The 22,985-nt window shown below is 72.1% G+C and carries 16 protein-coding genes; 7 read left to right on the top strand and 9 right to left on the bottom strand.

Annotated elements, in window-relative coordinates; all coding sequences use genetic code 11:
- Positions 1-3: 3 nt before the first annotated feature.
- Positions 4-1,059, bottom strand: coding sequence for a chitinase (locus tag H305_RS0135145; RefSeq protein ID WP_028804572.1), 1,056 nt, complete (start codon positions 1,057-1,059; stop codon positions 4-6).
- Between the two features lie 215 nt (positions 1,060-1,274).
- Between H305_RS0135145 and H305_RS0135140 the strand changes: the two genes are divergently transcribed.
- Together H305_RS0135140 and H305_RS0135135 are read left to right on the top strand one after the other, a co-directional pair.
- Positions 1,275-2,279, top strand: a complete 1,005-nt coding sequence (locus H305_RS0135140) for an aldo/keto reductase (protein WP_028804571.1) — start codon at positions 1,275-1,277, stop codon at positions 2,277-2,279.
- 26 nt (positions 2,280-2,305) lie between these two features.
- Entirely contained in the window at positions 2,306-2,893 is a 588-nt protein-coding gene (locus H305_RS0135135) for a TetR family transcriptional regulator (RefSeq protein ID WP_028804570.1), read from the top strand.
- 29 nt (positions 2,894-2,922) lie between these two features.
- Here H305_RS0135135 and H305_RS0135130 read toward each other — a convergent pair whose 3' ends face one another.
- A complete protein-coding gene (locus tag H305_RS0135130) occupies positions 2,923-3,129 on the bottom strand; it encodes a hypothetical protein (protein WP_028804569.1) in 207 nt (68 codons plus the stop codon).
- 100 nt (positions 3,130-3,229) lie between these two features.
- Positions 3,230-4,660 (bottom strand): MFS transporter, encoded by a 1,431-nt coding sequence (locus H305_RS0135125; protein WP_028804568.1) that lies wholly within the window; start codon positions 4,658-4,660, stop codon positions 3,230-3,232.
- Between the two features lie 101 nt (positions 4,661-4,761).
- On the opposite strand from H305_RS0135125, the gene H305_RS47950 reads away from it, so the two are divergent.
- A complete protein-coding gene (locus tag H305_RS47950; protein ID WP_078629405.1) occupies positions 4,762-5,838 on the top strand; it encodes a helix-turn-helix transcriptional regulator in 1,077 nt (358 codons plus the stop codon).
- 208 nt (positions 5,839-6,046) lie between these two features.
- Here H305_RS47950 and H305_RS0135110 read toward each other — a convergent pair whose 3' ends face one another.
- A complete protein-coding gene (locus H305_RS0135110) occupies positions 6,047-7,501 on the bottom strand; it encodes an MFS transporter (protein WP_028804567.1) in 1,455 nt (484 codons plus the stop codon).
- A 119-nt stretch (positions 7,502-7,620) separates the two neighbouring features.
- Here H305_RS0135110 and dusB point away from each other — a divergent pair, with 119 nt between their 5' ends.
- Positions 7,621-8,772: a tRNA dihydrouridine synthase DusB gene (gene dusB, locus H305_RS0135105; RefSeq protein ID WP_028804566.1), complete on the top strand. Its 1,152-nt coding sequence runs from the start codon at positions 7,621-7,623 to the stop codon at positions 8,770-8,772.
- A 34-nt stretch (positions 8,773-8,806) separates the two neighbouring features.
- Here dusB and H305_RS0135100 read toward each other — a convergent pair whose 3' ends face one another.
- Together H305_RS0135100 and H305_RS47945 are read right to left on the bottom strand one after the other, a co-directional pair.
- Positions 8,807-10,744: a glycogen debranching N-terminal domain-containing protein gene (locus H305_RS0135100; protein ID WP_028804565.1), complete on the bottom strand. Its 1,938-nt coding sequence runs from the start codon at positions 10,742-10,744 to the stop codon at positions 8,807-8,809.
- On the bottom strand, positions 10,741-12,393 hold the full coding sequence (locus H305_RS47945) for an MGH1-like glycoside hydrolase domain-containing protein (protein ID WP_420708182.1): 1,653 nt from the start codon (positions 12,391-12,393) through the stop codon (positions 10,741-10,743). Before H305_RS47945 ends, H305_RS0135100 begins: the two co-directional genes overlap by 4 nt.
- A 119-nt stretch (positions 12,394-12,512) precedes the next feature.
- Between H305_RS47945 and H305_RS0135090 the strand changes: the two genes are divergently transcribed.
- The 3 genes from H305_RS0135090 to H305_RS0135080 all read left to right on the top strand — a co-directional run bounded on the left by H305_RS0135090 (position 12,513) and on the right by H305_RS0135080 (position 18,091).
- A complete protein-coding gene (locus H305_RS0135090) occupies positions 12,513-13,757 on the top strand; it encodes an ROK family transcriptional regulator (protein ID WP_028804564.1) in 1,245 nt (414 codons plus the stop codon).
- 406 nt (positions 13,758-14,163) lie between these two features.
- Positions 14,164-16,905 (top strand): pyruvate, phosphate dikinase, encoded by a 2,742-nt coding sequence (gene ppdK, locus H305_RS0135085; RefSeq protein WP_028804563.1) that lies wholly within the window; start codon positions 14,164-14,166, stop codon positions 16,903-16,905.
- A gap of 250 nt (positions 16,906-17,155) precedes the next feature.
- A complete protein-coding gene (locus H305_RS0135080; protein WP_028804562.1) occupies positions 17,156-18,091 on the top strand; it encodes an oxidoreductase in 936 nt (311 codons plus the stop codon).
- A gap of 305 nt (positions 18,092-18,396) precedes the next feature.
- Here H305_RS0135080 and nirD read toward each other — a convergent pair whose 3' ends face one another.
- From nirD to H305_RS0135065, 3 genes are read right to left on the bottom strand one after another with little or no spacing between them, the layout of a single operon-like run.
- Entirely contained in the window at positions 18,397-18,750 is a 354-nt protein-coding gene (nirD, locus tag H305_RS0135075) for a nitrite reductase small subunit NirD (RefSeq protein ID WP_028804561.1), read from the bottom strand.
- A complete protein-coding gene (gene nirB, locus H305_RS47940) occupies positions 18,747-21,371 on the bottom strand; it encodes a nitrite reductase large subunit NirB (RefSeq protein WP_037766323.1) in 2,625 nt (874 codons plus the stop codon). Before nirB ends, nirD begins: the two co-directional genes overlap by 4 nt.
- Positions 21,371-22,741, bottom strand: coding sequence for an NAD(P)/FAD-dependent oxidoreductase (locus tag H305_RS0135065; RefSeq protein WP_028804560.1), 1,371 nt, complete (start codon positions 22,739-22,741; stop codon positions 21,371-21,373). Before H305_RS0135065 ends, nirB begins: the two co-directional genes overlap by 1 nt.
- Between the last annotated feature and the right edge of the window lie 244 nt (positions 22,742-22,985).

Below are 22,985 nucleotides of genomic sequence, written 5' to 3'. Positions count from 1 at the left end.
CGCTCAACGACCCTCGAGCGCCTTGACGTTGTCGCCGAACGTCCAGTTCTTCGAGCCGTCCCAGTTGACGGACCAGGTCATCAGGCCCTTGAGGGACGTGCCGTAGTGCCACCACGCCTGGGACACCAGGCTCGGCGACATGTAGCCGCCGCCCGCGCCCGACTGGGCGGGCAGGCCCGGGACCTGCTTGTCGTACGGCACCCTGATCGTGGTGCCCTGGACGACCAGCCCCTTGTTCAGGCAGTCGGTCTGGGCGGTGAAGCCCTGCACGGTGCCCGCGGAGTACGAGTCGCCGGAGCAGCCGTACATGCTGCCGTTGTAGTACTGCATGTTGAGCCACCACAGGCGTCCGTTGTCCGCGTACTTCTTCACGATCGGCAGGTACGCGCCCCAGATCGACCCGTACGCGATGCTGCCGCCCGTGACGTAGGCGGTCTCCGGCGCCATGGTCAGGCCGAAGTTCGACGGCATCCGGGACAGCACCCCGTCGATGATCCGGATCAGGTTGGCCTGCGACGCGGACGCCTGCCCGATGCTGCCGCTGCCGACGAGCCCGGTCTCGATGTCGATGTCGATGCCGTCGAAGTTGTACTTCTTCAGGATCGGCACGATCGTGTCGACGAAGCGGTCGGCGACCGTGGACGAGCTGAGGTCGATGCCCGCGGCGGCGCCGCCGATCGACAGCAGGATCGTCTGCCCGGACGCCTTGGCCGCGCACATCTCCGCCGGCGTCGCGACCTTCACGCCCGCGTCCATGCCGTCCTCCCACAGCGCCGTGCCGTCCGAGCGGATGACGGGGAACGCGGCGTTGATCACGTTGTAGCCGTGCGCGGCGATACGGGAGTCGGTGATCGGGGTCCAGCCGAAGGGCGGGTGGACGCCGTTGGACGAACCGTCCCAGTTCTCCCAGTACCCCTGGAGGACCTTCCCGGTGGGGCGGGACTTCACGGCGCAGGTGTCGGCGGCGGACGCGCTGGGCGCGCCGCCGATGGTCATGAGCTGTGCGAGACAGGCCGCCGCGAGCGCGGCGCCCAGCAGACGGAGTTTCCGGCGGATCATGCGGGCCTCCCGGGTGGGGGTACGGCGAGGTGTCCGTAGAGCTGGCAAGAAATGTCGTAGGCATGACAGTGCTCGCGGTCCAGACCTTTCGTCAATAGGTCTGGACCAGAGGGGTGGACGCGGGCTGGCAAATGACAGATGACAGATATTGAAATCTGTCATCTGTCATGTCAGGCTGGGGACGTTACCACCCCCTCGGGACACAAGGAGTCCTCATGCGCACCCGCACTCTCGGCACCACCGGCCCCCGGGTCTCCGCCCTCGGCCTCGGCTGCATGGGCATGTCCGCGCTGTACGGCGACACCGACCGGGCCGAGTCCCTCGCGACGGTCCACGCCGCGCTCGAAGCGGGCGTGACCCTGCTCGACACCGGCGACTTCTACGCCATGGGCCACAACGAGATGCTGATCGGCGAAGCGCTCCGCTCCGCCCCTCCCGCCCTGCGCGAACAGGCCCTGACCAGCGTCAAGTTCGGTGCGCTGCGTGACCCGGACGGCGGCTGGACGGGCTACGACGGCCGCCCCGCCGCCGTGAAGAACTTCGCCGCGTACTCGCTCCAGCGGCTGGGCGTGGACCACATCGACGTGTACCGGATCGCGCGGGTCGACCCCGACGTGCCGATCGAGGAGACGGTCGGCGCCATCGCCGAACTGGTCCAGGCCGGGCACGTCCGGCACATCGGCCTGAGCGAGGTCGGCGCCGACACCGTCCGCCGGGCCGCCGCGACCGCGCCCGTCGCCGACGTCCAGATCGAGTACTCGCTCATCTCCCGCGGCATCGAGCGGGAGATCCTCCCGGCCGTCCGGGAACTGGGCATCGGCATCACCGCGTACGGCGTGCTGTCCCGCGGGCTGATCTCCGGCCACTTCACGGCCGACCGGCAGCTCACCGCGAACGACTTCCGGGCCATGAGCCCCCGCTTCCAGGGCGACAACCTGAGGCACAACCTCACGCTCGTCGAAGCCCTGCGGAAGATCGCCGAACAGAAGGGCGTCAGCGTCGCGCAGATCGCGATCGCCTGGGTGCTGTCGCGCGGCGAGGACATCGTCCCGCTCGTCGGCGCGCGCAGCCGCGACCGTCTCACGGAGGCGCTGGGCGCCCTCGACGTCACGCTCGGCCCGGACGACCTGGCCGCGATCGAGGAAGCGGTGCCGGCGGGCGCGGCCGCGGGCGCCCGCTACCCGGAGGCCCAGATGGCACACCTCGACAGCGAACGCTGACGGCACCGGCAGGTACGGTCTTCGTCATGGCACCGACCTCCGAGACCCTGACCGCCGAGCGCATCCTCGCAGCCACCGAGGAGGTGCTGCGCCGCCACGGCCCGGCCAAGGCCACCGTGGTGGACGTGGCCCGCGCGCTCGGCGTCAGCCACGGCAGCGTCTACCGCCATTTCCGTACGAAGGCGGCGCTGCGGGAAGCGGTCACCCAGCGCTGGCTGGACCGCACGTCCGAGGCCCTCGCCGGCATCGTCGCCGAGGACCGCGACCCCGCGTCGCGGCTGCGCGACTGGTTCACCGGTCTGTTCGCGGCCAAGCGCAAGAAGGCGGGCGACGACCCCCAGCTCTTCGCCACCTACACCGTGCTGATCGGAGAGAACAGCGCGGTCGTCGAGGGGCACATCGCCGACCTCACCGGCCAGCTCACCGAGATCGTCCGCGACGGCGCCGCGCGTGGCGTGTTCGACGCCGCCGACCCCGCCGTCTCGGCCCGCGCCGCCTTCGACGCCACGGGCCGCTTCCACGACCCCTGCTACGCCCGCGAATGGGAACAGCCGGGCATCGAGGCGGACTTCGAGGCGGTCGTCGCCCTGGTCCTGCGCGGCCTGCGCGCCTGACCCGCCGGGCGCCCGGCCCCGCGTCCCCCTCACGCGTCGGCCGGATCCACCGTCGCCTGATGCGCCTCGGCGAGATGTTCCTCCGCCTTCAGCCACGGCAGGAACTGCGCACCCTTGCGCCATCCGCACGTGTCGCATCTGATCGTCCGCTGCACGCCGGCACGTTGCACATGGACGACATGCTCCCGGCCGTGCTGGTCCCAGCGGCTCACCTTGCTCGTGTTGATCTGAAGCATGACGCCCTCCAATGACAGCGCTCCGCTCGTGCGCTTAGGAGTGTGCAGCACGGAGAAGATCAACGGGGTTTCTTCGGCGGCGAGTTGAACATCTTCGGGGTCAGCTGATCGTGCGCGGCAGGCGGAGGCTCAGTGCTGTGGTCAGGACCACACCCGCGAGTTGGACCAGGAGCGTGGTCACCAGGGCGTCCCGCATGCCGTGGGAGGGGACCAGGGCCAGGAAGAGGGAGCCCAGGGTGGCGACACCCAGGGCGAGGGCCGACTGCTGGGTGGTGATCATGACGCCGCTGCCGACGCCGGCCCGGGCGGGCGGCACCTCGGAGAGGATGATCCGGAAGATCACCGGCAGCTGGAGGGCCTGGCCGGCGCCGGCCACCGCCGCGCCGGGCAGCAGCTCCCGCACGCCGAGGTCCGGCCAGGACCGCCAGGCGGCCAGCGCCAGCAGCGTCACGCCCACGGCCTGGACGAGACCGCCGACGGTGACGACACGGGTGCCGTGGCGGGCGACCAGCCGGGGCCCGCACAGGGAGACGGCGAGGAAGACGACGGCCATGGGCGCCAGGGCGAGCCCCGCGGGCACCGGACCTAGACCCGCACCGCGCTGAAGCGCCACCGCGATCACGAACATGAAGCCGCTGAAGCCGATCGAGAACGGCACGATCATCACCAGGCCGCGGCGCAGCGAGGTCAGCGCGAACAGGCTCGGCGGAACCAGCGGCGTACGGCCGCTTCGGTCCTTGCGGCGTTCGACCAGATAGAACGTCGCCGCCGCGAGCGGGAACAGGGCCAGCGACAGCCAGGTCCACAGCGGCCAGCCCGCAGCCCGGCCCTCGGTCAGCGGAGCGAGCAGGGCGAGCAGGGACACCGCGAGCAGGATCGTGCCGGGGGCGTCGACCGGCTCCGGGCGCTGCGAGCGGGTCTCCGGTACGGCGCGTGCGGCGAGGACCAGGCCCACGATCACGACGGGCACGTTCACGAGGAACACCGAGCGCCAGCCCGTGCCCGCGATGTCGGCGGCGACCAGGACGCCGCCGAGGACCTGCCCGGCGACCATGGAGAGTCCGGCCGTGGCGCCGTACAGGCTCATCGCCTTGGCGCGGCGCGGCCCGCTGGTCGCCGACTGGATGGTCGCGAGGACCTGCGGCAGCATCGCCGCGGACGCCGCGCCCTGCGCGACGCGTGCCGCGACCAGCGTCCAGGCGGAGGGCGCGAGCCCGCACGCCAGGGACGTCAGGCCGAAGGCGGCCATGCCGCCGAGGAAGAACTGCCGCCGGCCGAAGAGGTCGCCGAGGCGTCCGCCCAGGACGAGCAGGACGGCGTAGGCGACTCCGTAGCCGGCGACGACGAGTTCGAGGACGGCCTCGCCCGCGTTCAGGTCACGGCCGATGGTCGGCAGGGCGACGTTGACGATGAAGAAGTCGATGAGGGGCAGTGCCGCACCGAGCAGCACGGTGAAGAGCCCGACGCCGCCGAGCACGGGTGGGGCGACTCGGGAGCCGGTCGGGGTCGTGAGAGTTGCGGTATCGGTCACGTCCCCCAGCCTTCTCCCCGCCTCAAGCTGGTACCAGAGTGTTCTTATCCTGGTAGAAGCAGTACCTGGAAACAGGTTCCGGTGAGGCTCAGGCTGGAGGCATGACGACGATGGCGCGGGAGACGACCACGACCCCGGCCCGGCGGGCAGCACACCCGGCCCCGGCCGCGCAGGCCGGGACACCGGCCCGCACCCCGGCCGACGCGCCGGCTCCCGCCCCGGCCGGACGGGGCCGCCCCCCGTCCGCAGCCCCGCAGCCGGGACCGGCCGCCCCCGCCGCGGACCGGCCCTCCGCCGCCGCATCCCGCGGCAGCGAGATCAGGCGTCACGAACTCGCCGGCTTCCTCCGCAGCCGGCGCGAACGCATCCCGCCCGAGCAGGTCGGACTGCCCCGCGGCCGACGCCGACGCACCCCGGGACTGCGCCGCGAGGAGGTCGCGCAGCTCTCCGCCGTGGGCGTCACCTGGTACACGTGGCTCGAACAGGCGAGGGACATCCAGGTCTCCGAGCAGGTCCTCGACGCGCTGGCCCGCACCCTGTTGCTGGACGCGAGCGAGCGTGCCCACCTCTTCCAGCTGGCGGGCGCCGTCGACCCCTCGCCCGCCGCGCAGTGCCCGGCGATCACCCCGGCTCTGCGGCACATGCTGACCCAGCTGGAGCCGGTCCCCGCCTGCATCCAGAACAGCCGGTACGACATCCTCGCGTACAACAGGACGTACGCCCGCCTGCTGATGAGCGACCTCGACGCGGTGCGGCCCGAGGACCGCAACTGCATGGTCCTCGTCTACACGAACGCCGAGTGGCGCAGGTCGATCGTGCAGCTCGACGACGCGATGCGCATGATGGCCGCGAAGCTGCGCGGCTCGATGGCCGGACACCTCGGCGAACCCGCCTGGAAGATGCTGGTCAAGCGGCTGACGGCCGAGTCGGCGGAGTTCCGTGAGCACTGGGAGCGGTACGAGGTGGTGGGCGGCGCCCGCAGCAGGACCAAGCAGTTCCTCAACCCGTACGTGGGGCTGGTCACCGTCGACCACACCGACCTGTGGCTCGCCCCCGACCTGGGGGCCCGCATGGTGACGTACGTCCCGACGGACGAGGAGAGCCGTGAGCGGCTGGAGCGGCTGTACGCCCTGGCGCTGGCGGACGGGAATCCGGAGCGGGACGGCCGGCCCGCGTGACGGCCGGCCCGCGCCGACCGGTCGCGGTCCCCGACACTGCGCACCGGCCAGGTCAGGGAGGTGCCCGGCCTATGATCGGCGCGGCCGTCGCAGGCCGGTTCGACCTCGTCGTCGAGCGCGTGGTCACCGGGCAGCCGCGCTGCCGCGAGGAGCCAGCGAGAGCCACCGGACGCCGCGGCCTGATCCGAGCCGATCCGAACGAAGCCCCTTAGGCGCGTACGCCGGCCGGGTCCCGTACCTCCGGGGGCTCCTCCGACACCAGCCGCGCGGCCGTGTCCTCGGCCGTCCTGCGGGCCCAGCGTCCGCTGGTCAGCGCGCCGAGGACGAGGACCGCGAGGCCGCACGCGGCGATGATCCACCAGCCGGGCCGGGCGGCCGACACGAAGACGTCCCGGTAGGCCGCACCCTGCACCCCCGACGCCAGCAGGGCGCCGACCACGGCGACCCCGAGGGTGCCGCCGATCTGGCGGCTGGTCGAGGCGACGGCGGCGGCGACGCCCGCCTGGGAGCGGGGCATGCCGGAGACGGCTGTGTTGGTGATGGGCGCGTTGACGAAACCGAAGCCGAGCCCGAACAGGACGTAGCCGACGACGAGCGTGACGTTCGACGTCTCGGCTTCGAAGGCCGCGAACAGGACGCCGCTCGCCGACATCGCCACGCCGGCGATCAGCAGCGGCAGGCGCGGTCCCCGGCTGCCGACCACCCGTCCCGACAGGGGAGCGCAGACGAAGCACAGGGCGGCCATGGGCAGCATCCACAGACCGGCGTGCAACGCGTCCAGGCCGCGCACGTTCTGCAGGTAGAGCGTCGACAGGAAGAGGAAGCCGCTGAGCGCGGCGAACGCGCTGACGGCTATGACCGTGGCCCCGCTGAACGGTGCGGAGCGGAAGAAGCGCAGATCGATGAGGGGTTCGGCCCGTCGCGGCTCGTACCACAGGAGGCCGAGCAGCGCGGCGACGGCGATCGCGCCGAAGGCGAGGGTCTTCGGGGCGCCGGAGCTGGGCGCCTCGATGATCGCGTACGTCAGTGAACCGAGCAGCGCGATGACCAGCAGCTGTCCGACCGGGTCGGGGCGGCGGGCCTTGGGGGCGCGGGACTCGGGGACGAAGTGCAGGGTGAGCAGCAGCGCCGCGAGGCCGACCGGGAGGTTGATCCAGAAGATCGAGCGCCAGCCGACCGAGTCGACGAGGAGGCCGCCGACCAGGGGGCCGGCGGCCATGGAGATGCCGACGACACCGCCCCACGCGCCGATCGCGCGGGCGCGCTCGCGTGGGTCGGTGAAGGTGTTGGTGATGATCGACATCGCCACCGGGTTGAGCATCGAACCGCCGACCGCCTGCACCATGCGGAAGACGACGAGGGATTCGAGGTTCGGGGCGAGGGAGCACAGGACCGAACCGAGAGTGAAGATCACCAAGCCCGCGGTGAAGACCTTGCGGCGGCCGATGCGGTCGGCGGTCGAGCCCGCGAGCATCAGCAGCGAGGCGAGGACCAGGGTGTAGGCGTCGATGGTCCACTGCAGGCCCGCGACGTCGGCGTGCAGTTCCCGCTGCATCGAGGGGAGGGCGACGTTCAGGACCGTGTTGTCCAGGCTCACGATCAGCAGGCTCATGCAGCAGATCGCGAGCACCAGCATCCGGTGGCGGTGGCTGAGCTCGGGCATCCGTCCAGCGTACGCCGTTTTCGATAGTGCGTCTAACTAATGACTGATACACGATCTTGGCCGCGGGGCGAGACCGGATCCCCGTACGAGCATCCGCCGGCGTACGCGACAATGGGGGAATGTCCACGCCCACCCTCGCCCCCGCGTCCCCTCTGTCGATCGGCCCGCACACGGTGCAGCCGCCCGTCGTCCTCGCGCCCATGGCCGGGATCACGAACGCGCCGTTCCGCACCCTGTGCCGCGAGTTCAGCGGCGGCAAGGGCCTGTTCGTCAGCGAGATGATCACCACGCGGGCGCTGGTCGAGCGCAACGAGAAGACCATGCAGCTGATCCACTTCGACGCGACCGAGAAGCCGCGCTCGATCCAGCTGTACGGCGTGGACCCCGCCACCGTCGGCAAGGCCGTCCGCATGATCGCGGAGGAGGACCTCGCCGACCACATCGACCTGAACTTCGGCTGCCCGGTCCCGAAGGTGACCCGCAAGGGCGGCGGCTCCGCCCTTCCCTACAAGCGGAACCTGCTGCGGGCGATCCTGCGCGAGGCCGTCACCGGCGCCGGCGACCTCCCGGTCACCATGAAGATGCGCAAGGGCATCGACGACGACCACATCACCTTCCTGGACGCCGGGCGGATCGCCGTCGAGGAAGGCGTCACGGCGATCGCGCTGCACGGCAGGACCGCCGCACAGCACTACGGCGGCACGGCGGACTGGGACGCCATCGCCCGCCTCAAGGAGCACGTTCCGGAGATCCCCGTCCTCGGCAACGGCGACATCTGGTCCGCCGAGGACGCGATCCGGATGGTCCGCGAGACCGGCTGCGACGGCGTCGTCGTGGGCCGCGGCTGCCTCGGCCGGCCCTGGCTCTTCGGCGACCTGGTGGCCGCCTTCGAGGGGCGCGCGGAGTTCGCCCGGCCGACGCTGCGCGAGGTCGCGGACGTCATGGTCCGCCACGCGACCCTGCTCGGGGAGTGGATCGGCGACGAGGCCCGCGGGGTCATCGACTTCCGCAAGCACGTCGCCTGGTACCTGAAGGGCTTCGCGGTCGGTTCCGAGATGCGCAAGCGCCTCGCGATCACCTCGTCGCTCGCCGAACTCTCCGAAGGACTCGGCGAGCTGGACCTCGACCAGTCCTGGCCCGCCGGCGCGGACGGTCCCCGCGGCCGCACCTCCGGCAACAACAGGGTCGTCCTGCCGGACGGCTGGCTGAAGGACCCGTACGACTGCGCGGGGATCAGCGAGGACGCGGAACTGGACACGTCCGGGGGCTGACCCGGTCCGTGCGCCCGGGGCAGGCCGCCCCGCGCTACGCACCTCCCACGGCGGTGAGCAGCGCCAGCGGAGCCGCCGCCGACCTCGACTCCCGTACGCACGCGTGCGGGTACGGCACCGGCTCGCGGTGTGTGTCACGGCCGTAACCGGCGAGGACCTCGGGGAGCCGGTGCCCGGCGGCGGTCGCCGCGTCGACCAGCCCGTGCGCGACCGTGCGGGCCTCGTCGTGCAGGCCGTAGCGAGCCAGTCCCAGCGTGATCAGCGCGTTGTCGTGCGGCCAGACCGAACCGCGGTGGTACGACATCGGGTGGTACGCGGGCTGTCCCGAGGCCAGCGTGCGCACGCCCCAGCCCGAGAAGAAGTCCGGTTCGAGCAGACGGCGGCCCACCAGCTCGCCGAACTCCTTGTCCAGCAGACCGGACCACAGGAGATGGCCCGCGTCCGAGGCGAGCGCGTCGACGTGCCGGCCGTCGCCGTCCAGCGCCAGCGCGGGGAAGCCGTGCTCGGACATCCAGAAGTCCCGCTGGAAACGGTCGCGCAGATCGGCGGCGGCCTGTTCGAGCAGGGCCGCGTAGACCTCGTCGTCCCAGACCGTGCGCGCCAGTTGTGCGGTCCGGCGCAGGGCGTCGTACGCGTACCCCTGGGCGCCCGCCGCCATCACCGGGCCGGTGGGGCGGCTGCCGTCGGCCGAGCAGATCGCCCCCGGCGAGTCCTTCCAGTTCTGGTTGGCGAGGCCGCCCCCGTCCGCGCGGTAGACGAGATAGCCGCGCGAGGTCAGACCGCCGTGGTCGAGCATCCAGCCGATCGCCGCGCGGGCGTTGGCCTCCAGGCGGCGGGCCGGCGCCATGTCGCCGGTCTGCTCCGTGTACGCGCCGAGCAGCACCAGGAACAGCGGAGTCGCGTCGACCGAGCCGTAGTACCGTCCGTACGGCACCTGCCCGAAGTGCGCCAGTTCGCCGTGCCGCACCTCGTGCACGATCTTGCCGGGCTGGGCCACCGCGCCGGCGCCCGTCTCCGTCGCCTGGGTCGCGGCGAGCGCGGGCAGCGTGGCGGCGGCGAGCCCGGGACGGTACGGCAGGGCGAAGAGCGAGGTCAGCAGGGCGTCCCGGCCCAGCAGGGTGAGGAACCAAGGGACTCCGGCCGCGGGCACCCGCAGCTCCTCGCCGTCCGGGCCCGTCGCCGGGACCTGGAGCACGGCCAGGTCGGACAGGCCGCGCGCACAGGCCGCGGCCAGCTCCGGCCAGCCGGTCGGGAAGGGCACCCCTTTCGCGAACTCCCCTTCGAGTTCGAGCAGTTGCTCGCTGGCGGCGGCGGGGGACAGCGGTACGGGCGGCGCCACGACTGTGCCGTGCGGACGGGCGGCGACGCGCAGCGCCAGCTCAGCCGAACCGTGCGGTTCGAGTTCGAGCGTCCACACGAGGCGCCGGGCGCCCGTGCCCGTCTCCTCCACACCGTCCGGCGCGGGCTCGGAGGTGACCGTCGTACAGGACCGCCACTCACCGCGCCGATAGCTGAACTCCACGCCGTCGTCCAGGACCTGACGCTGCCGCACCACGCCCGTCTTCGCGTACGTGCGGTGGTCGGAGCGCAGTTCGAACTGGTCGGTGAAGTCGGCGTCCGCGGTGACCGCGATACGGACCGTGGTGGGCGTCGGACGATTGCTGGTGACGCGCAGCGCCTCCACGAACGCGCCCTCGGAGACCGCCTGTTCGCGGAAGAGCGTGCAGGCGGGCGGCTCAGTGCGCCCACCGCGCGGCACCAGCACGCAGCGTGCCGTGTCGCCGTCCGCGACCGGCGTGAGCGCCTCGGGCACCGCGCCGTCGACGGTCAGCTGCCAGCGGCTGAGGTGCCGGGCGTCCCGGACGAACAGCCCGTCCGGCGAGCTGCCGCTCCGCACGCCGCTGATGTCCCCGCCGTCACCCACGGCGGCGAACGTCCCACCGTGCACGAGCAGATGATGCCGGTCCGTCATCCCCGGTCCCCTCCCTTGGCGCCCGTCTCGCATGCGCTGTGTGCCGTCGTGTCGTGTGGTGTTGCGCCGTGTGTCCTGTCGAACGCGTCGCGGCCCGCCGGGGACACGAATCGGTCCGCCCCGAAGGGGTCGTGCAGCAGGTCGAGCGTCAGCGCGGCAGTCCAGCTGAAGCCGAGCGCTCCGCAGGCCTCGCCGGAGTACGGGTCCACGTACTCCGCGAATCCGGACTCCTCCGCGGTGTCGAGCAGTGCGGCCCGCAGACCGTCCGCCCGCGCGTGCTCCCCGTGCAGCCGCAGACCGCGCTCCAGCAGCCAGTTGGTGTTGAACCAGGCCGGCCCGCGCCAGTACCGGTGCGGGTCGAAGGCGTCCCCCGTGAGGTCGTAGCTCGGTACGAGCCGGGTGTCGCCGCCGAGTCCGAAGTGCGGGCCGCTCGCCGTGCGGACCAGGGCGGCGGCGATGTCGCGCGGCAGCGCGGGCAGGACGATCGGCAGCAGCCCGGCGACACCGCGCTCGCGGATCAGCGCTCCACCCGGAGAGCGCCGCTCCGTGTCGCGAGCCCTGCTCCGGGACCGCCGCTCCGTGTCGCGAGCACCGCTCTCGCCCCCGTCGTGCACGTCCCGGCAGAAGAACATGCCCGCCGCCGGGTCCCACAGCCGCTCCACCAGGGCCGCGGTGAGGCGTTCGGCGCGGGCGTGCCGGGCCGTGCCCGCCGCGCCCAGCTCCTGCGCGACGCACGCCAGCGCGTGCTCGGAGGCGATCAGCAGCGCGTTGAACGCGGGGTCCTCGACGGCGAACGCGCCGCCCCCGTCCGCGTATCCGCCGTCCCGGTAGTCGGCGGCCAGCCGCACGTACCGCCCGTAGTCGAGATCGGTCGGCCGGTCCTCGGCGGCCCCGTGGTCGAGGTCGGCGCGGCGGAAGGAGCGGGCCGGCGCCGGGGCGACCCGCCTGAGCGGGGCGTCCCAGCAGGGGCTGTTGTCCATGCCCTGCTCCCAGGGGTGGACCACGGAGGCGAGGCCGCCGCCCCCCAGGTCCCTGCGGTGCAGGAGATAGCGGTGCCAGGCCGCGAGACGGGGATACATCCGGGGGAGGAACGCGCGCGCCCACGACAGGCCCGGGTCCGCGCGGTGCACCAGCCAGACGGCGAGTGCGTGCACCGGTGGCTGCACGATGCCCGACGTCTGTACGGTGCGCGGGGCGCCCGCAGCCCGCCCCGCGGTCGAGGAGCGCCAGAAGTCGGGGCTCGGGAAGTACGCGTCCAGCGGGACGGAGGGGTTGAACACGATGTGCGGGACGCGCCCGTCGGCCCACTGCGCGCCGAGCAGGGTCTCCAACTCCGTCTGGGCGCGCAGCGGCGACAGGTGGCGCAGGCCGATCGCGATGAACGCGGAGTCCCAGGACCACTGGTGCGGGTACAGGCCGCGCGAAGGCACCGTGGACGTGCCGGTCCAGTTGTCGTCGAGGACGCGCGCGGCCCTGAGGTGCAGGGAACCGGCCGGACCGGCAGAGTCGTACACAAGTGGTCCGGACCGGGAGCTCCCGCCCGTGCCGGGCGGGAGCGGCGGGCCTGAGGCGTGTGCGGGAGTGCCGGAGGTGTGCAGGGGGGTGGCGGTCCCCGTGCGCAGGGCGGTGAGCTGGGTTGTGCGGTCCACTCAGGTCTCCCCGAAGACGTCCGGCCGACCGGTTCGGCAGTGGCTACCGTAGGGTTACGTCTATTTAACACGCAAAACTCAATATGTAATGCAGAGTTGAGGAACGCAAGGGGGTGCGCATGACGGGAAGGGCAGAGGGAACCGTGAAGGCCGGACACCAGGCGAGCGCCGGAGATCTGCTCGAACTGGTGCGCAGCGGCCGGGCCACCACGCGAGGTGCGCTCCAGCAGGCCACCGGTCTGTCCCGCGCCACGGTCGGCCAGCGGCTCGACCGGCTCTTCCGCGCGGGCTGGCTGCGTGAGGGCGCCGGCGGTCCGGTCGACTCGCCCCTCGGGGGCCGCCCCTCCATCACCCTGGAGTTCGACGACGAGCACGCCGTCGTCCTGGCCGCCGACCTCGACACCCGGCACGGCCGGGCGGCCCTCCTCACGCTGACCGGGGAGATCCTGGCCGAGCGGACCGGCGTTCTGGTGGTGGACGAGGGCCCGGAGGCGGTCCTGGACGAACTGGGACGCTGGTTCGCCGGCCTGCTGGAGGAGGCCGGGCAGCGCGCGGACTCGGTGTGCGGCATCGGCCTCGCGGTGCCGGGTCCGGTCGACAGCGACACCGGCCGCGTGGTGCAGCCGCCGATCATGCCGGGCTGGGACGGCTACGACACAAGGGGCCGTCTGGGCCGTGCCTTCGCCGAACATGCCGGCCCGCGCACGGCTCCGGGCGCCGGCCGGGCGGCGGTCCCCGTCCTCGTGGACAACGACGCCAATCTCATGGCGTACGGCGAGCAGCGCACCGGCTATCCGGACTGCTCGGCGTTCGCCCTGGTCAAGGTCTCCACCGGGATAGGCGCGGGCATGGTCGTGGGCGGCAGCATCTACCGGGGCGTCGACGGAGGCGCGGGCGACATCGGGCACATCCGGGTGGGCGCCGACGCGCTGTGCAGGTGCGGCTCGTACGGCTGCCTGGCCGCCGTCGCGAGCGGTGGCGCGGTGGCACGCCGGCTCGCCGAGGCGGGGGTCCCCGCCGCGTCCGGCTCGGATGTGCGGGACCTGCTGGCGGCCGGACACCCGGAGGCGATGGCGCTGGCGCGGGAAGCGGGACGACAGGTCGGTGACGTCCTCGCCACCGTGGTGACGCTGCTCAACCCCGGTGTTCTGATGATCGCCGGCGATTTGGCCGGAACTCCCTTCCTCACGGGTGTGCGTGAGCTCCTCTATCAGCGGGCGCTGCCCCGTTCCACCGCTCATCTGGACGTGGTGACCTCGCGGCTCGGTGAGCGGGCGGGGCTGGTGGGGGCCGGTGCGCTGGTGGTGGAGCATCTGTACGCGCCGGAGCGGGCCGAGGAGCGGCTGGCCGCGCTCGGCGTGTGACCACCGTGTGTCGTGTCCGCGAACCGGTCCGCATGGTGAAATCCGGACGTCCTCATCGGCGTGATTCTCGCCACCCTTGATAAGGATGCTGCTCAGATGAGCGGATCTTGGGCGGCTGCACTTCCCTAAGGGGTGGCACTCAGTGCCACCCCTTGATCGTTCATCGATTAAACTCAGGCGTGCTGAAGGTCGCTCATGTGAGCGTTCATGGGGTGTCGTGAGGGATCCTGCGTTCAAGAAGTGAAAACATCCGGGCCTCGGCGCTTGCCAAGCTTTGACTTTCGATCTGCTGGCGGACGAGTGGTTACAGGCGCATGACGCGCAAGTGGACGTACCCAGGCGCCTTCGATCTGGGTATGTTCCTCGCCGTCAGGGCAGCCACCGCGACGTCGAGGAGTCGAGACGCGTGTCGGAAAACAAGGATCTTCACGTAGCCGAGAACGGCGTCGAAGGCGTGAAGTTCGTTTATGACTTCACCGAGGGCAACAAGGACCTCAAGGACCTCCTCGGCGGCAAGGGTGCGAACCTCGCCGAGATGACCAACCTGGGCCTTCCCGTCCCCCCGGGTTTCACGATCACGACCGAGGCGTGCAAGACGTACCTCGACAGCGGCGAGGAGCCCGCGGCACTGCGTGACGAGGTGAGTGCACACCTCGAAGCCCTCGAGGCGAGGATGGGCAAGAAGCTCGGCCAGGCCGACGACCCTCTGCTCGTGTCCGTCCGCTCCGGCGCGAAGTTCTCGATGCCGGGCATGATGGACACCGTCCTGAACATCGGCCTCTCCGACAAGTCGGTCCAGGGCCTCGCCAAGCAGGCCGGCGACGACCGCTTCGCGTGGGACTCGTACCGCCGCCTCATCCAGATGTTCGGCAAGACGGTCCTCGGTGTGGACGGTGAGCTCTTCGAGGAGGCGCTGGACGCCGCGAAGGACGCCAAGAAGGTCACGGTCGACACCGACCTCGAGGCGGCCGACCTGAAGAAGCTCGTCACCAAGTTCAAGAAGATCGTCAAGACCGAGGCCGGCCGCGACTTCCCGCAGGACCCGCGCGAGCAGATGGACCTCGCCATCAAGGCGGTCTTCGACTCGTGGAACGGCGACCGTGCCAAGCTGTACCGCCGCCAGGAGCGCATCCCGCACGACCTGGGCACCGCCGTCAACGTCTGTTCCATGGTCTTCGGCAACCTGGGCCCGGACTCCGGCACGGGCGTCGCCTTCACCCGTGACCCCGCCAGCGGCCACCAGGGCGTGTACGGCGACTACCTGCAGAACGCGCAGGGCGAGGACGTCGTCGCGGGCATCCGCAACACCGTCCCGCTCGCCGAGCTGGAGTCGATCGACAAGAAGTCGTACGACCAGCTGATGCAGATCATGGAGACCCTGGAGAACCACTACAAGGATCTCTGCGACATCGAGTTCACCATCGAGCGCGGCCAGCTGTGGATGCTCCAGACCCGCGTCGGCAAGCGCACGGCGGGCGCGGCCTTCCGTATCGCCACGCAGCTGGTGGACCAGGGCCTGATCGACGAGGCCGAGGCGCTGCAGCGCGTCACCGGCGCCCAGCTCGCCCAGCTGATGTTCCCGCGCTTCGACGAGCACGCGAAGGTCGAGCAGGTCGGCCGGGGCATCGCGGCCTCGCCGGGTGCGGCGGTCGGCAAGGCGGTCTTCGACTCGTACACCGCCGTGAAGTGGTCGCGTTCCGGGGAGAAGGTCATCCTGGTCCGCCGGGAGACCAATCCCGACGACCTCGACGGCATGATCGCGGCCGAGGGCATCCTGACCTCGCGCGGCGGCAAGACCTCGCACGCGGCGGTCGTCGCGCGCGGCATGGGCAAGACCTGTGTCTGCGGCGCCGAGGAGCTGGAGGTCGACACCAAGCGCCGCCGGATGACCGTGCCCGGGGGGCACGTCGTCGAGGAGGGCGACCTCATCTCGATCGACGGCTCCAGCGGCAAGGTGTACCTCGGTGAGGTCCCCGTCGTCCCGTCCCCGGTCGTCGAGTACTTCGAGGGCCGGATGCACGCCGGCGCCGACGACGCCGACGAGCTGGTCGAGGCCGTGCACCGGATCATGGCCTTCGCCGACCGCAAGCGCAGCCTGCGCGTCCGTGCCAACGCCGACAACGCCGAGGACGCGCTGCGCGCCCGTCGCTTCGGCGCCCAGGGCATCGGCCTGTGCCGTACCGAGCACATGTTCCTCGGCGACCGGCGTGAGCTGGTCGAGCGGCTGATCCTGGCCGACACGGATGCCGAGCGCGAGGAGTCCCTCAAGGCGCTGCTCCCGCTCCAGAAGCAGGACTTCGTCGAGCTGTTCTCCGCGATGGACGGCCTGCCCGTCACCGTCCGGCTGCTCGACCCGCCGCTGCACGAGTTCCTTCCCGACATCACCGAGCTGTCGGTGCGCGTCGCGCTCGCCGAGTCCCGCAAGGACCCGCACGAGAACGAGCTGCGGCTGCTCCAGGCCGTGCACCGCCTGCACGAGCAGAACCCGATGCTGGGCCTGCGCGGTGTGCGCCTCGGCCTGGTCATTCCCGGTCTGTTCACGATGCAGGTCAGGGCGATCGCGGAGGCCGCCGCCGAGCGCAAGAACGCGAAGGGCGACCCGCGTGCCGAGATCATGATCCCGCTCGTCGGCACCGTCCAGGAGCTGGAGATCGTCCGCGAGGAGGCCGACCAGGTCATCGCCGAGGTGCAGGCGGCGACCGGTACGGAGCTGAAGCTCGCCATCGGCACGATGATCGAGCTGCCGCGCGCCGCGCTGACCGCCGGTCAGATCGCCGAGGCGGCCGAGTTCTTCTCCTTCGGCACGAACGACCTCACGCAGACCGTGTGGGGCTTCAGCCGGGACGACGTGGAGGCCTCCTTCTTCACGGCCTACCTGGAGAAGGGCATCTTCGGAGTCTCCCCCTTCGAGACGATCGACAAGGACGGTGTCGGCTCCCTCGTGGAGTCCGCCGTCAAGGCGGGCCGGCAGACGCGCCCCGAGCTGAAGCTCGGCGTCTGCGGCGAGCACGGCGGCGACCCCGAGTCGGTCCACTTCTTCCACGAGGTCGGGCTCGACTACGTCTCCTGCTCGCCGTTCCGGATCCCGGTGGCCCGCCTGGAGGCGGGGCGCGCGGCGTCGACGTCGAAGGGCAGTGACCACCGCTAGAAGGTGTCGTTCGGATCAGCCCGATCTGATCCGAACGACACCCGCAAGGCCCTGAGGGCCTGTCCCGGCCCCGGGACCGCCGTCGGTCCCCGACCCTCACCGACGGCGGTGGTCCCGGTGCGCGAAGAGAGGGCGGTACCCCTGTGCGGGGGGTGCCGCCCTCTCCGCCTGCCCGGGGACGGGACGGCGCGTACCGTGAGCGCGGGGACCGTGATCGTCGAGGACGCGGGAACCGGAGAGGGAATCCGTCATGACCGGGTGGAACACGGGCGACATCCCCGACCAGAGCGGGCGCACCGCGGTGGTCACCGGGGCCAACAGCGGCCTCGGCTTCGTGACCGCGCGGGAGCTGGCCCGGCGCGGCGCCCGGGTCGTCCTGGCCTGCCGGAGCGCGGCGCGCGGCACCGCGGCCCGCGAGTGGCTCCTCTCGGAAGTGCCGACGGCGGACGTGGAGTTCCTGCCGCTGGACCTCGGGGAGCTGGCCTCCGTCAGGAAGTTCGCGGCCGGGTACGCGGGCGCCTACGAGCGGCTCGACCTCCTCGTCAACAACGCCGGGGTCATGGCGCCGCCCGAGAGCCGCACCGGCGACGGCTTCGAGACCCAGTTCGGTGTCAACCACCTCGGGCACTTCGCGCTCACCGGGCTCCTGCTCCCCGCGTTGCTGCGCACGCCCGGCGCGCGGATCGTGACCGTGTCGAGCATGGTGCACGCGCTGGCGAACATCGACATCGACGACCTGGGCAGCGATCGCGGCCGCTACCGCAAGTGGATCGCCTACGCCCGCTCCAAGACCGCCAACCTGCTGTTCACGCACGAGCTGGCGCGGCGCCTGGCCGCCGCCGGCTCGGACGTCGTCGCGGCCGCCGCGCACCCCGGTTACGCCGCCACCGGCCTCCAGGCAGCGGGGCCCCGGCTGGAGGGCCGCAAGGGAGCCGAGCGGCTGATGGAGGCCGGTAACCGGCTCTTCGCGCAGAGCGCCGAGGCCGGGGCGCTGCCCTCGCTGTACGCCGCCACCGCGCCCCGGGTTGCGCCCGACTCCTTCACCGGCCCGTCGCTGGCGATGTGGCGGGGCGCGCCCGCGCCGTCGTGGCGGGCTCCGTGGACCCGCGACGACCGGGCGGGAGAGCGCCTCTGGGCCGCCTCGGAGCGGCTGACGGGCGTCACCTACGACGCGATCGAGGCGTGACGCCACCGGCCGCGGGAGCTGCCCCGCCGCCGGGACGGCGCCTGGACCCGCGCCCTGCCGGCCACCCAGGCCGTGCCGCCCTCCCACGCCTGCCGACGGCTCGCGCCCGGGTGACGGCCCGCTGCCGACGGCCCGCGCCACCCGGCCGAGCGGCAGGTCGTGCCGCGGCCGCTCCGCGCGTCCCGCCTCGGTCTCACCGGGACGCGGCGACATCGTGGTGGCGGTGGCGCCCGGGCTGACGACGTTGATGCGGACGCCCTCCCGGATGTGGTCCAGGGCGGCACCGCGGCTGAGCGCGGGGCCGGTCAGGCGGCGCGCACCTCGTACACCGCCACGCCGACCGAGTCGTCGTCCAGGCAGCGTCCCGACTCCAGGTCGAAGCGCTGCTTGAGGAGCGGGGAGGCGACGAACGGACGGCCCCGGTGGGTGCCGGTCAGACCGCGGGAGAGCACCGCCGCACCGGTGAACGGGTCGCGGTTGTCGACGGCGTACGTCCGACCCGCGCGGTCGGTGAACAACGCGACCTGACGGCCGTCGGGCAGCAGTGCGGCGACTCCGCGGCCCGGGGTCAGCAGGGACGGGTCGCAGACCGTGAACCAGCCGTCCTCCAGCAGGAGCTGGAGCCTGAGGGCCGTGGTCGTCTCGGGTGCCAGGGTCATCGCTGGGCGCTTCCTTCCAGGAACGGGGTCTCCCCTGCTCGAGCGGAGCCGAGAGCTTGCGGATGGGTGCCGATGGTCAGCAGCGGCAGGTCGGGCTTGATCTGGTCGCGCTCGGGGATGAACCCGACGACCGGGTCGGGGGTGTCCGGGGCGTTCACGAAGGACACGAACCGGGCCAGCTTCTCCGGGTGGTTGATGGTCTCGGCCCACTCGTCGCGGTAGTTCGCCACGTGCGCCGACATCAGCGACTCCAGCTCCTCGCAGATGCCCAGCGAGTCGTGGACCACCACGTCCCGCACGTGGTCGAGGCCGCCCGGGATGCGCTCCAGCCAGGTGGAGGTGCGCTCCAGCCGGTCGGCGGTGCGGATGTAGAACATCAGGAACCGGTCGATCAGGCGCACGAGTTCGGCGTCGCTCAGGTCCTGGGCGAGCAGGTCCGCGTGGCGCGGGGTGGCACCGCCGTTGCCGCCGACGTACAGGTTCCAGCCGCTGGAGGTGGCGATCACGCCGAAGTCCTTGGACTGCGCCTCGGCGCACTCGCGGGCGCAGCCGGACACCGCCGACTTGAGCTTGTGCGGGGACCTGAGCCCCCGGTACCGCAGCTCCAGGTCGATCGCCATGCGTACCGAGTCCTGGACGCCGTACCGGCACCAGGTCTGGCCCACACAGGACTTGACGGTGCGCAGGGACTTTCCGTACGCGTGACCGGACTCGAAGCCGGCGTCCACCAGCCGCGCCCAGATCAGCGGCAGCTGCTCGACGCGCGCGCCGAACATGTCGATGCGCTGGCCGCCGGTGATCTTCGTGTAGAGCCCGAAGTCGCGGGCCACCTCGCCGATCACGATGAGTTTCTCGGGAGTGATCTCGCCCCCGGGAATGCGCGGGACGATCGAGTACGAGCCGTTCCTCTGGAGGTTGGCGAGGAAGTGGTCGTTGGTGTCCTGGAGCGCGGCCTGCTCACCGTCCAGGACGTACCCGTCGGCGCCGATCGTCGGCGCGAGGGAGGCGATGATCGAGCCGACGGCCGGCTTGCAGATCTCGCACCCCTCGCCACCACGGGCCTCCTCGCGGCCGTGCCGGTCCAGCAGTACCTGGTACGAGGTGATCCGCAGCGCGAGGACGATCTCGTACAGCTCCTCGCGGGTCTGCCCGAAGCAGCCGCACAGCCCGTGGTCGACCTCGACGCCGCTCGCCTCCAGCTCGTCGTTGACGAGCTGGCCGAGCACCTTGACGCAACTGCCGCACCCGGTGCCCGCCTTGGTGCACTTCTTGACCTCCGGTACCGAGGTGCAGGAGTGCTCGGTGACCGCGCCGCGGATCGTGCCCTTGGTGACGTTGTGGCAGGAGCAGATGACCGCGGAGTCGGGCAGCGCTGAGGGGCCGAGCGCGACCGGCGCTCCCGCGCCCGCCGGCAGCACCAGCTGCTCGGGCGCGACGGGAGGAACCGAACCGGTCAGGGCGCGCAGCGTGCCGTAGGCCTCCGCGTCGCCGACCAGGATGCCGCCGAGCAACTCGCCGTCCCGGCCGATGACCAGCTTCTTGTACGTGCCCGACCGCGAGTCGGCGTAGACGACGTCGAGGCAGTCCGCGGTGGCACCGTGCGCGTCGCCGAAGGAGGCGACGTCGACGCCGAGGAGCTTGAGCTTGGTGGAGAGGTCGGCGCCGGTGAAGCTCGCCTCGTCGGCGGCGATCGTGGCGGCGACGGTCTCGGCCATCTCGTAACCGGGCGCGACCAGGCCGTACACACGGCCGTCCGAGGCGAGGGCGCACTCGCCGATCGCGAACACCCGCGGGTCGGAGGTGCGGCACTGGGCGTCCACCGTGATGCCGCCGCGCTCGCCGACCGCGAGCCCGGTGTCGCGGGCCAGCTGGTCCCGAGGACGCACCCCCGCCGAGAACACCACGAGGTCCGTGGGGAGTTCGGAGCCGTCGGACAGCCGCATGCCGGTCACGGCGCCGTCGTCCCCGGTGACGATCTCCTGCGTGCCGGTGCCCGTGTGCACCGTCAGGCCCATCTCCTCGATGGTGCGCAGGAGTGCCGCGCCACCGCCCTCGTCGACCTGCACCGGCATGAGCCGGGGCGCGAACTCCACGATGTGCGTGGACAGTCCGAGTCCCTTGAGGGCACCGGCCGCCTCCAGCCCGAGCAGTCCACCGCCGACCACCGCGCCGGTCGTGGCCCGCGCCTTCGCGTACGCCTCGATGGCCAGCAGGTCCTCGATCGTGCGGTAGACGAAGCAGCCCTCGGCGTCCTTGCCGGGGACCGGCGGGACGAAGGGGTACGAGCCGGTGGCCAGGACGAGCGTGTCGTACGCGACCGTCAGACCCGAGCGGGCCGTCACCTTTCGCGCCGCACGGTCGATCGACTCGGCCGGGTCGCCGAGGTGCAGCTCGATGCCGTGCTCCTTGATGAACTCCGTCTCGGTGAGGGAGAGCTCCTCCGGGGTGCGGCCCGAGAAGTACGAGGTGAGCTGGACCCGGTCGTAGGCCGGGCGGGGCTCCTCGCAGAGCACGACCACGCGGTGCGTGGCGGTCAGCCCGCGCTCGGCGAGCGCTTCGAGGAAGCGCTGGCCGACCATGCCATGGCCGACGAGCACGATCGTGGGGGTGTCCATGGACATCAGGAGCCTCCGTCGTTGGTGAGCAGGTGGAGCAGTGGTGCGCCGTCCCCGGGGAGAGGCTCCGCTCCCTCCCAGGCGCGGGCGAGGGCACCGACGGTGCCCAGGTCGCCGACGAGCACGCCGCCGACCACCCGGTCGTCGCGGACGACGACCTTGCGGTAGGTGCCGCGGGTGGCGTCGGTGAGCTGGACGACGTCGTCCCCGGGGCGGGGGTCGGGTTCGCCGAACGCGGCGAGGTCGAAGGGGGCGCGGCCGCCCGCGAGGGTGAGCCGGGTCAGCGACCGGGTCCCCGTGTAGCGGGCGGCGGAGCCCGCCCGGTCACGCGGAGCGTCCGCGGCGCCGGAGCTGTCCGCGGCGCCCGGACCGTCGGCGACCGCGGCGCGCCCCGCGACCGCGGCCTCGGCGACGATCAGCCCGGCCAGCACGTCGGCCTGTTCGAGGGCCGGAGCGGCCAGCCCGTAGACCGTCCCGTCGTACTGGACGCAGTCGCCGATCGCCCGGATGTGCGGGTCGGACGTGCGCAGTTCGTCGTCGACGAGGATTCCCTTGTGGACGGCGAGGCCCGCCTGCTGGGCGAGTCCCGTACGCGGGTGGACCCCGCAGGCGAGGACGACGAGGTCGGCGTCGAGGGCGTAACCGTCGGCCATCTCCACCGAGCGGACCGCGCCGCCGACACAGCGCACGTCACGCACCCGGCACTCGGTGTGCACCTCCACCCCGAGGTCGGTGAGGTGCCGGTGGACGAGGCGGGAGGCCGCCGGGTCCAGCTGGCGCTCCATGAGCCGCTCGGACTGCTGCGCCAGCACCACCTGGGCACCGCGCACGGCGAGGGCACGCGCGGCCGAGACACCGAGGAGTCCGCCGCCGATCACCACGGCGCGGGTGCCCTCCCGCACGGCCTTCGACAGGCCCAGGCAGTCGTCCATGGTGCGGAACGCGTGGACGCCCTCCGGGAGTTCGTGGCCGCCCTGCGCGAACAGTCCGCGCAGCGGCGGGAGCACCGGGTTCGAGCCCGTCGCGAGGACCAGCGTGTCGTATGCGATCTCCGAGCCGTCCGCGCAGCGCAGGGTGCGCGCGGCCCGGTCGATGCCGGTGACCCGGGCGCGGACCAGGCCGCCCGGTGCCGGGAGGGCGATCACCTCGGGCGCGTACCGTCCGGCCAGGACCTCCGCGAGCAGGACGCGGTTGTACGGTGCGTGCTCCTCCTCGCCCACGAGCACCACGGAGACGCCGGGCGCGGCAGGCACCGCGGGGCCGCCGGGAGCGACGAGAACGGGGCCGCCGGACGCGCCGAGCTCTGCGAGCCGCCGGGCGAGCCGTACGCCCGCGAGCCCGGCGCCGATCACCACCACACGCGTATTCGAGGTCATGACCACACGGTGCGGTGCCGGTGTTACCCGGCAGGATCACGACTGTTTCCCGGGAGGAACGCTGCCCTCAGCGGCACCGGACCCCGGGTGTGAGGCTTCGGGTCGGGCGACGGACGCCGGGTGTGAGGCTTCGGGTGGGCGATGCGGCGCGGGTGTGAGGCCTTCGCCCGTCCGGCCGGAGCGGAGGTGAGGCCTCGGCCGGTCCGGCGCGGAGCGGGGGAGGTGGGGTTGACCGAACCCCCGG

It is taken from the genome of Streptomyces sp. 142MFCol3.1 (genome assembly GCF_000424945.1).
GTDB classification, from domain to species: Bacteria; Actinomycetota; Actinomycetes; order Streptomycetales; family Streptomycetaceae; genus Streptomyces; species Streptomyces siamensis.
Note: the sequence above shows the minus strand (reverse complement) of the source record. Positions and strands in the feature narration are given on the sequence as shown.

Bases quoted from the DNA above. Each gene is read 5' to 3' on its own strand.
- H305_RS0135140 (WP_028804571.1), top strand. From the start codon at position 1,275: ATGCGCACCCGCACTCTCGGCACCACCGGCCCCCGGGTCTCCGCCCTC.
- H305_RS0135100 (WP_028804565.1), bottom strand. From the start codon at position 10,744: ATGACGGACCGGCATCATCTGCTCGTGCACGGTGGGACGTTCGCCGCC.
- H305_RS0135130 (WP_028804569.1), bottom strand. From the start codon at position 3,129: ATGCTTCAGATCAACACGAGCAAGGTGAGCCGCTGGGACCAGCACGGC.
- dusB (WP_028804566.1), top strand. From the start codon at position 7,621: ATGTCCACGCCCACCCTCGCCCCCGCGTCCCCTCTGTCGATCGGCCCG.
- nirD (WP_028804561.1), bottom strand. From the start codon at position 18,750: ATGACCCTGGCACCCGAGACGACCACGGCCCTCAGGCTCCAGCTCCTG.
- H305_RS0135110 (WP_028804567.1), bottom strand. From the start codon at position 7,501: ATGCCCGAGCTCAGCCACCGCCACCGGATGCTGGTGCTCGCGATCTGC.
- H305_RS0135090 (WP_028804564.1), top strand. From the start codon at position 12,513: ATGACGGGAAGGGCAGAGGGAACCGTGAAGGCCGGACACCAGGCGAGC.
- nirB (WP_037766323.1), bottom strand. From the start codon at position 21,371: ATGTCCATGGACACCCCCACGATCGTGCTCGTCGGCCATGGCATGGTC.
- H305_RS47950 (WP_078629405.1), top strand. From the start codon at position 4,762: ATGACGACGATGGCGCGGGAGACGACCACGACCCCGGCCCGGCGGGCA.
- H305_RS0135135 (WP_028804570.1), top strand. From the start codon at position 2,306: ATGGCACCGACCTCCGAGACCCTGACCGCCGAGCGCATCCTCGCAGCC.
- H305_RS0135065 (WP_028804560.1), bottom strand. From the start codon at position 22,741: ATGACCTCGAATACGCGTGTGGTGGTGATCGGCGCCGGGCTCGCGGGC.
- H305_RS0135080 (WP_028804562.1), top strand. From the start codon at position 17,156: ATGACCGGGTGGAACACGGGCGACATCCCCGACCAGAGCGGGCGCACC.
- H305_RS0135145 (WP_028804572.1), bottom strand. From the start codon at position 1,059: ATGATCCGCCGGAAACTCCGTCTGCTGGGCGCCGCGCTCGCGGCGGCC.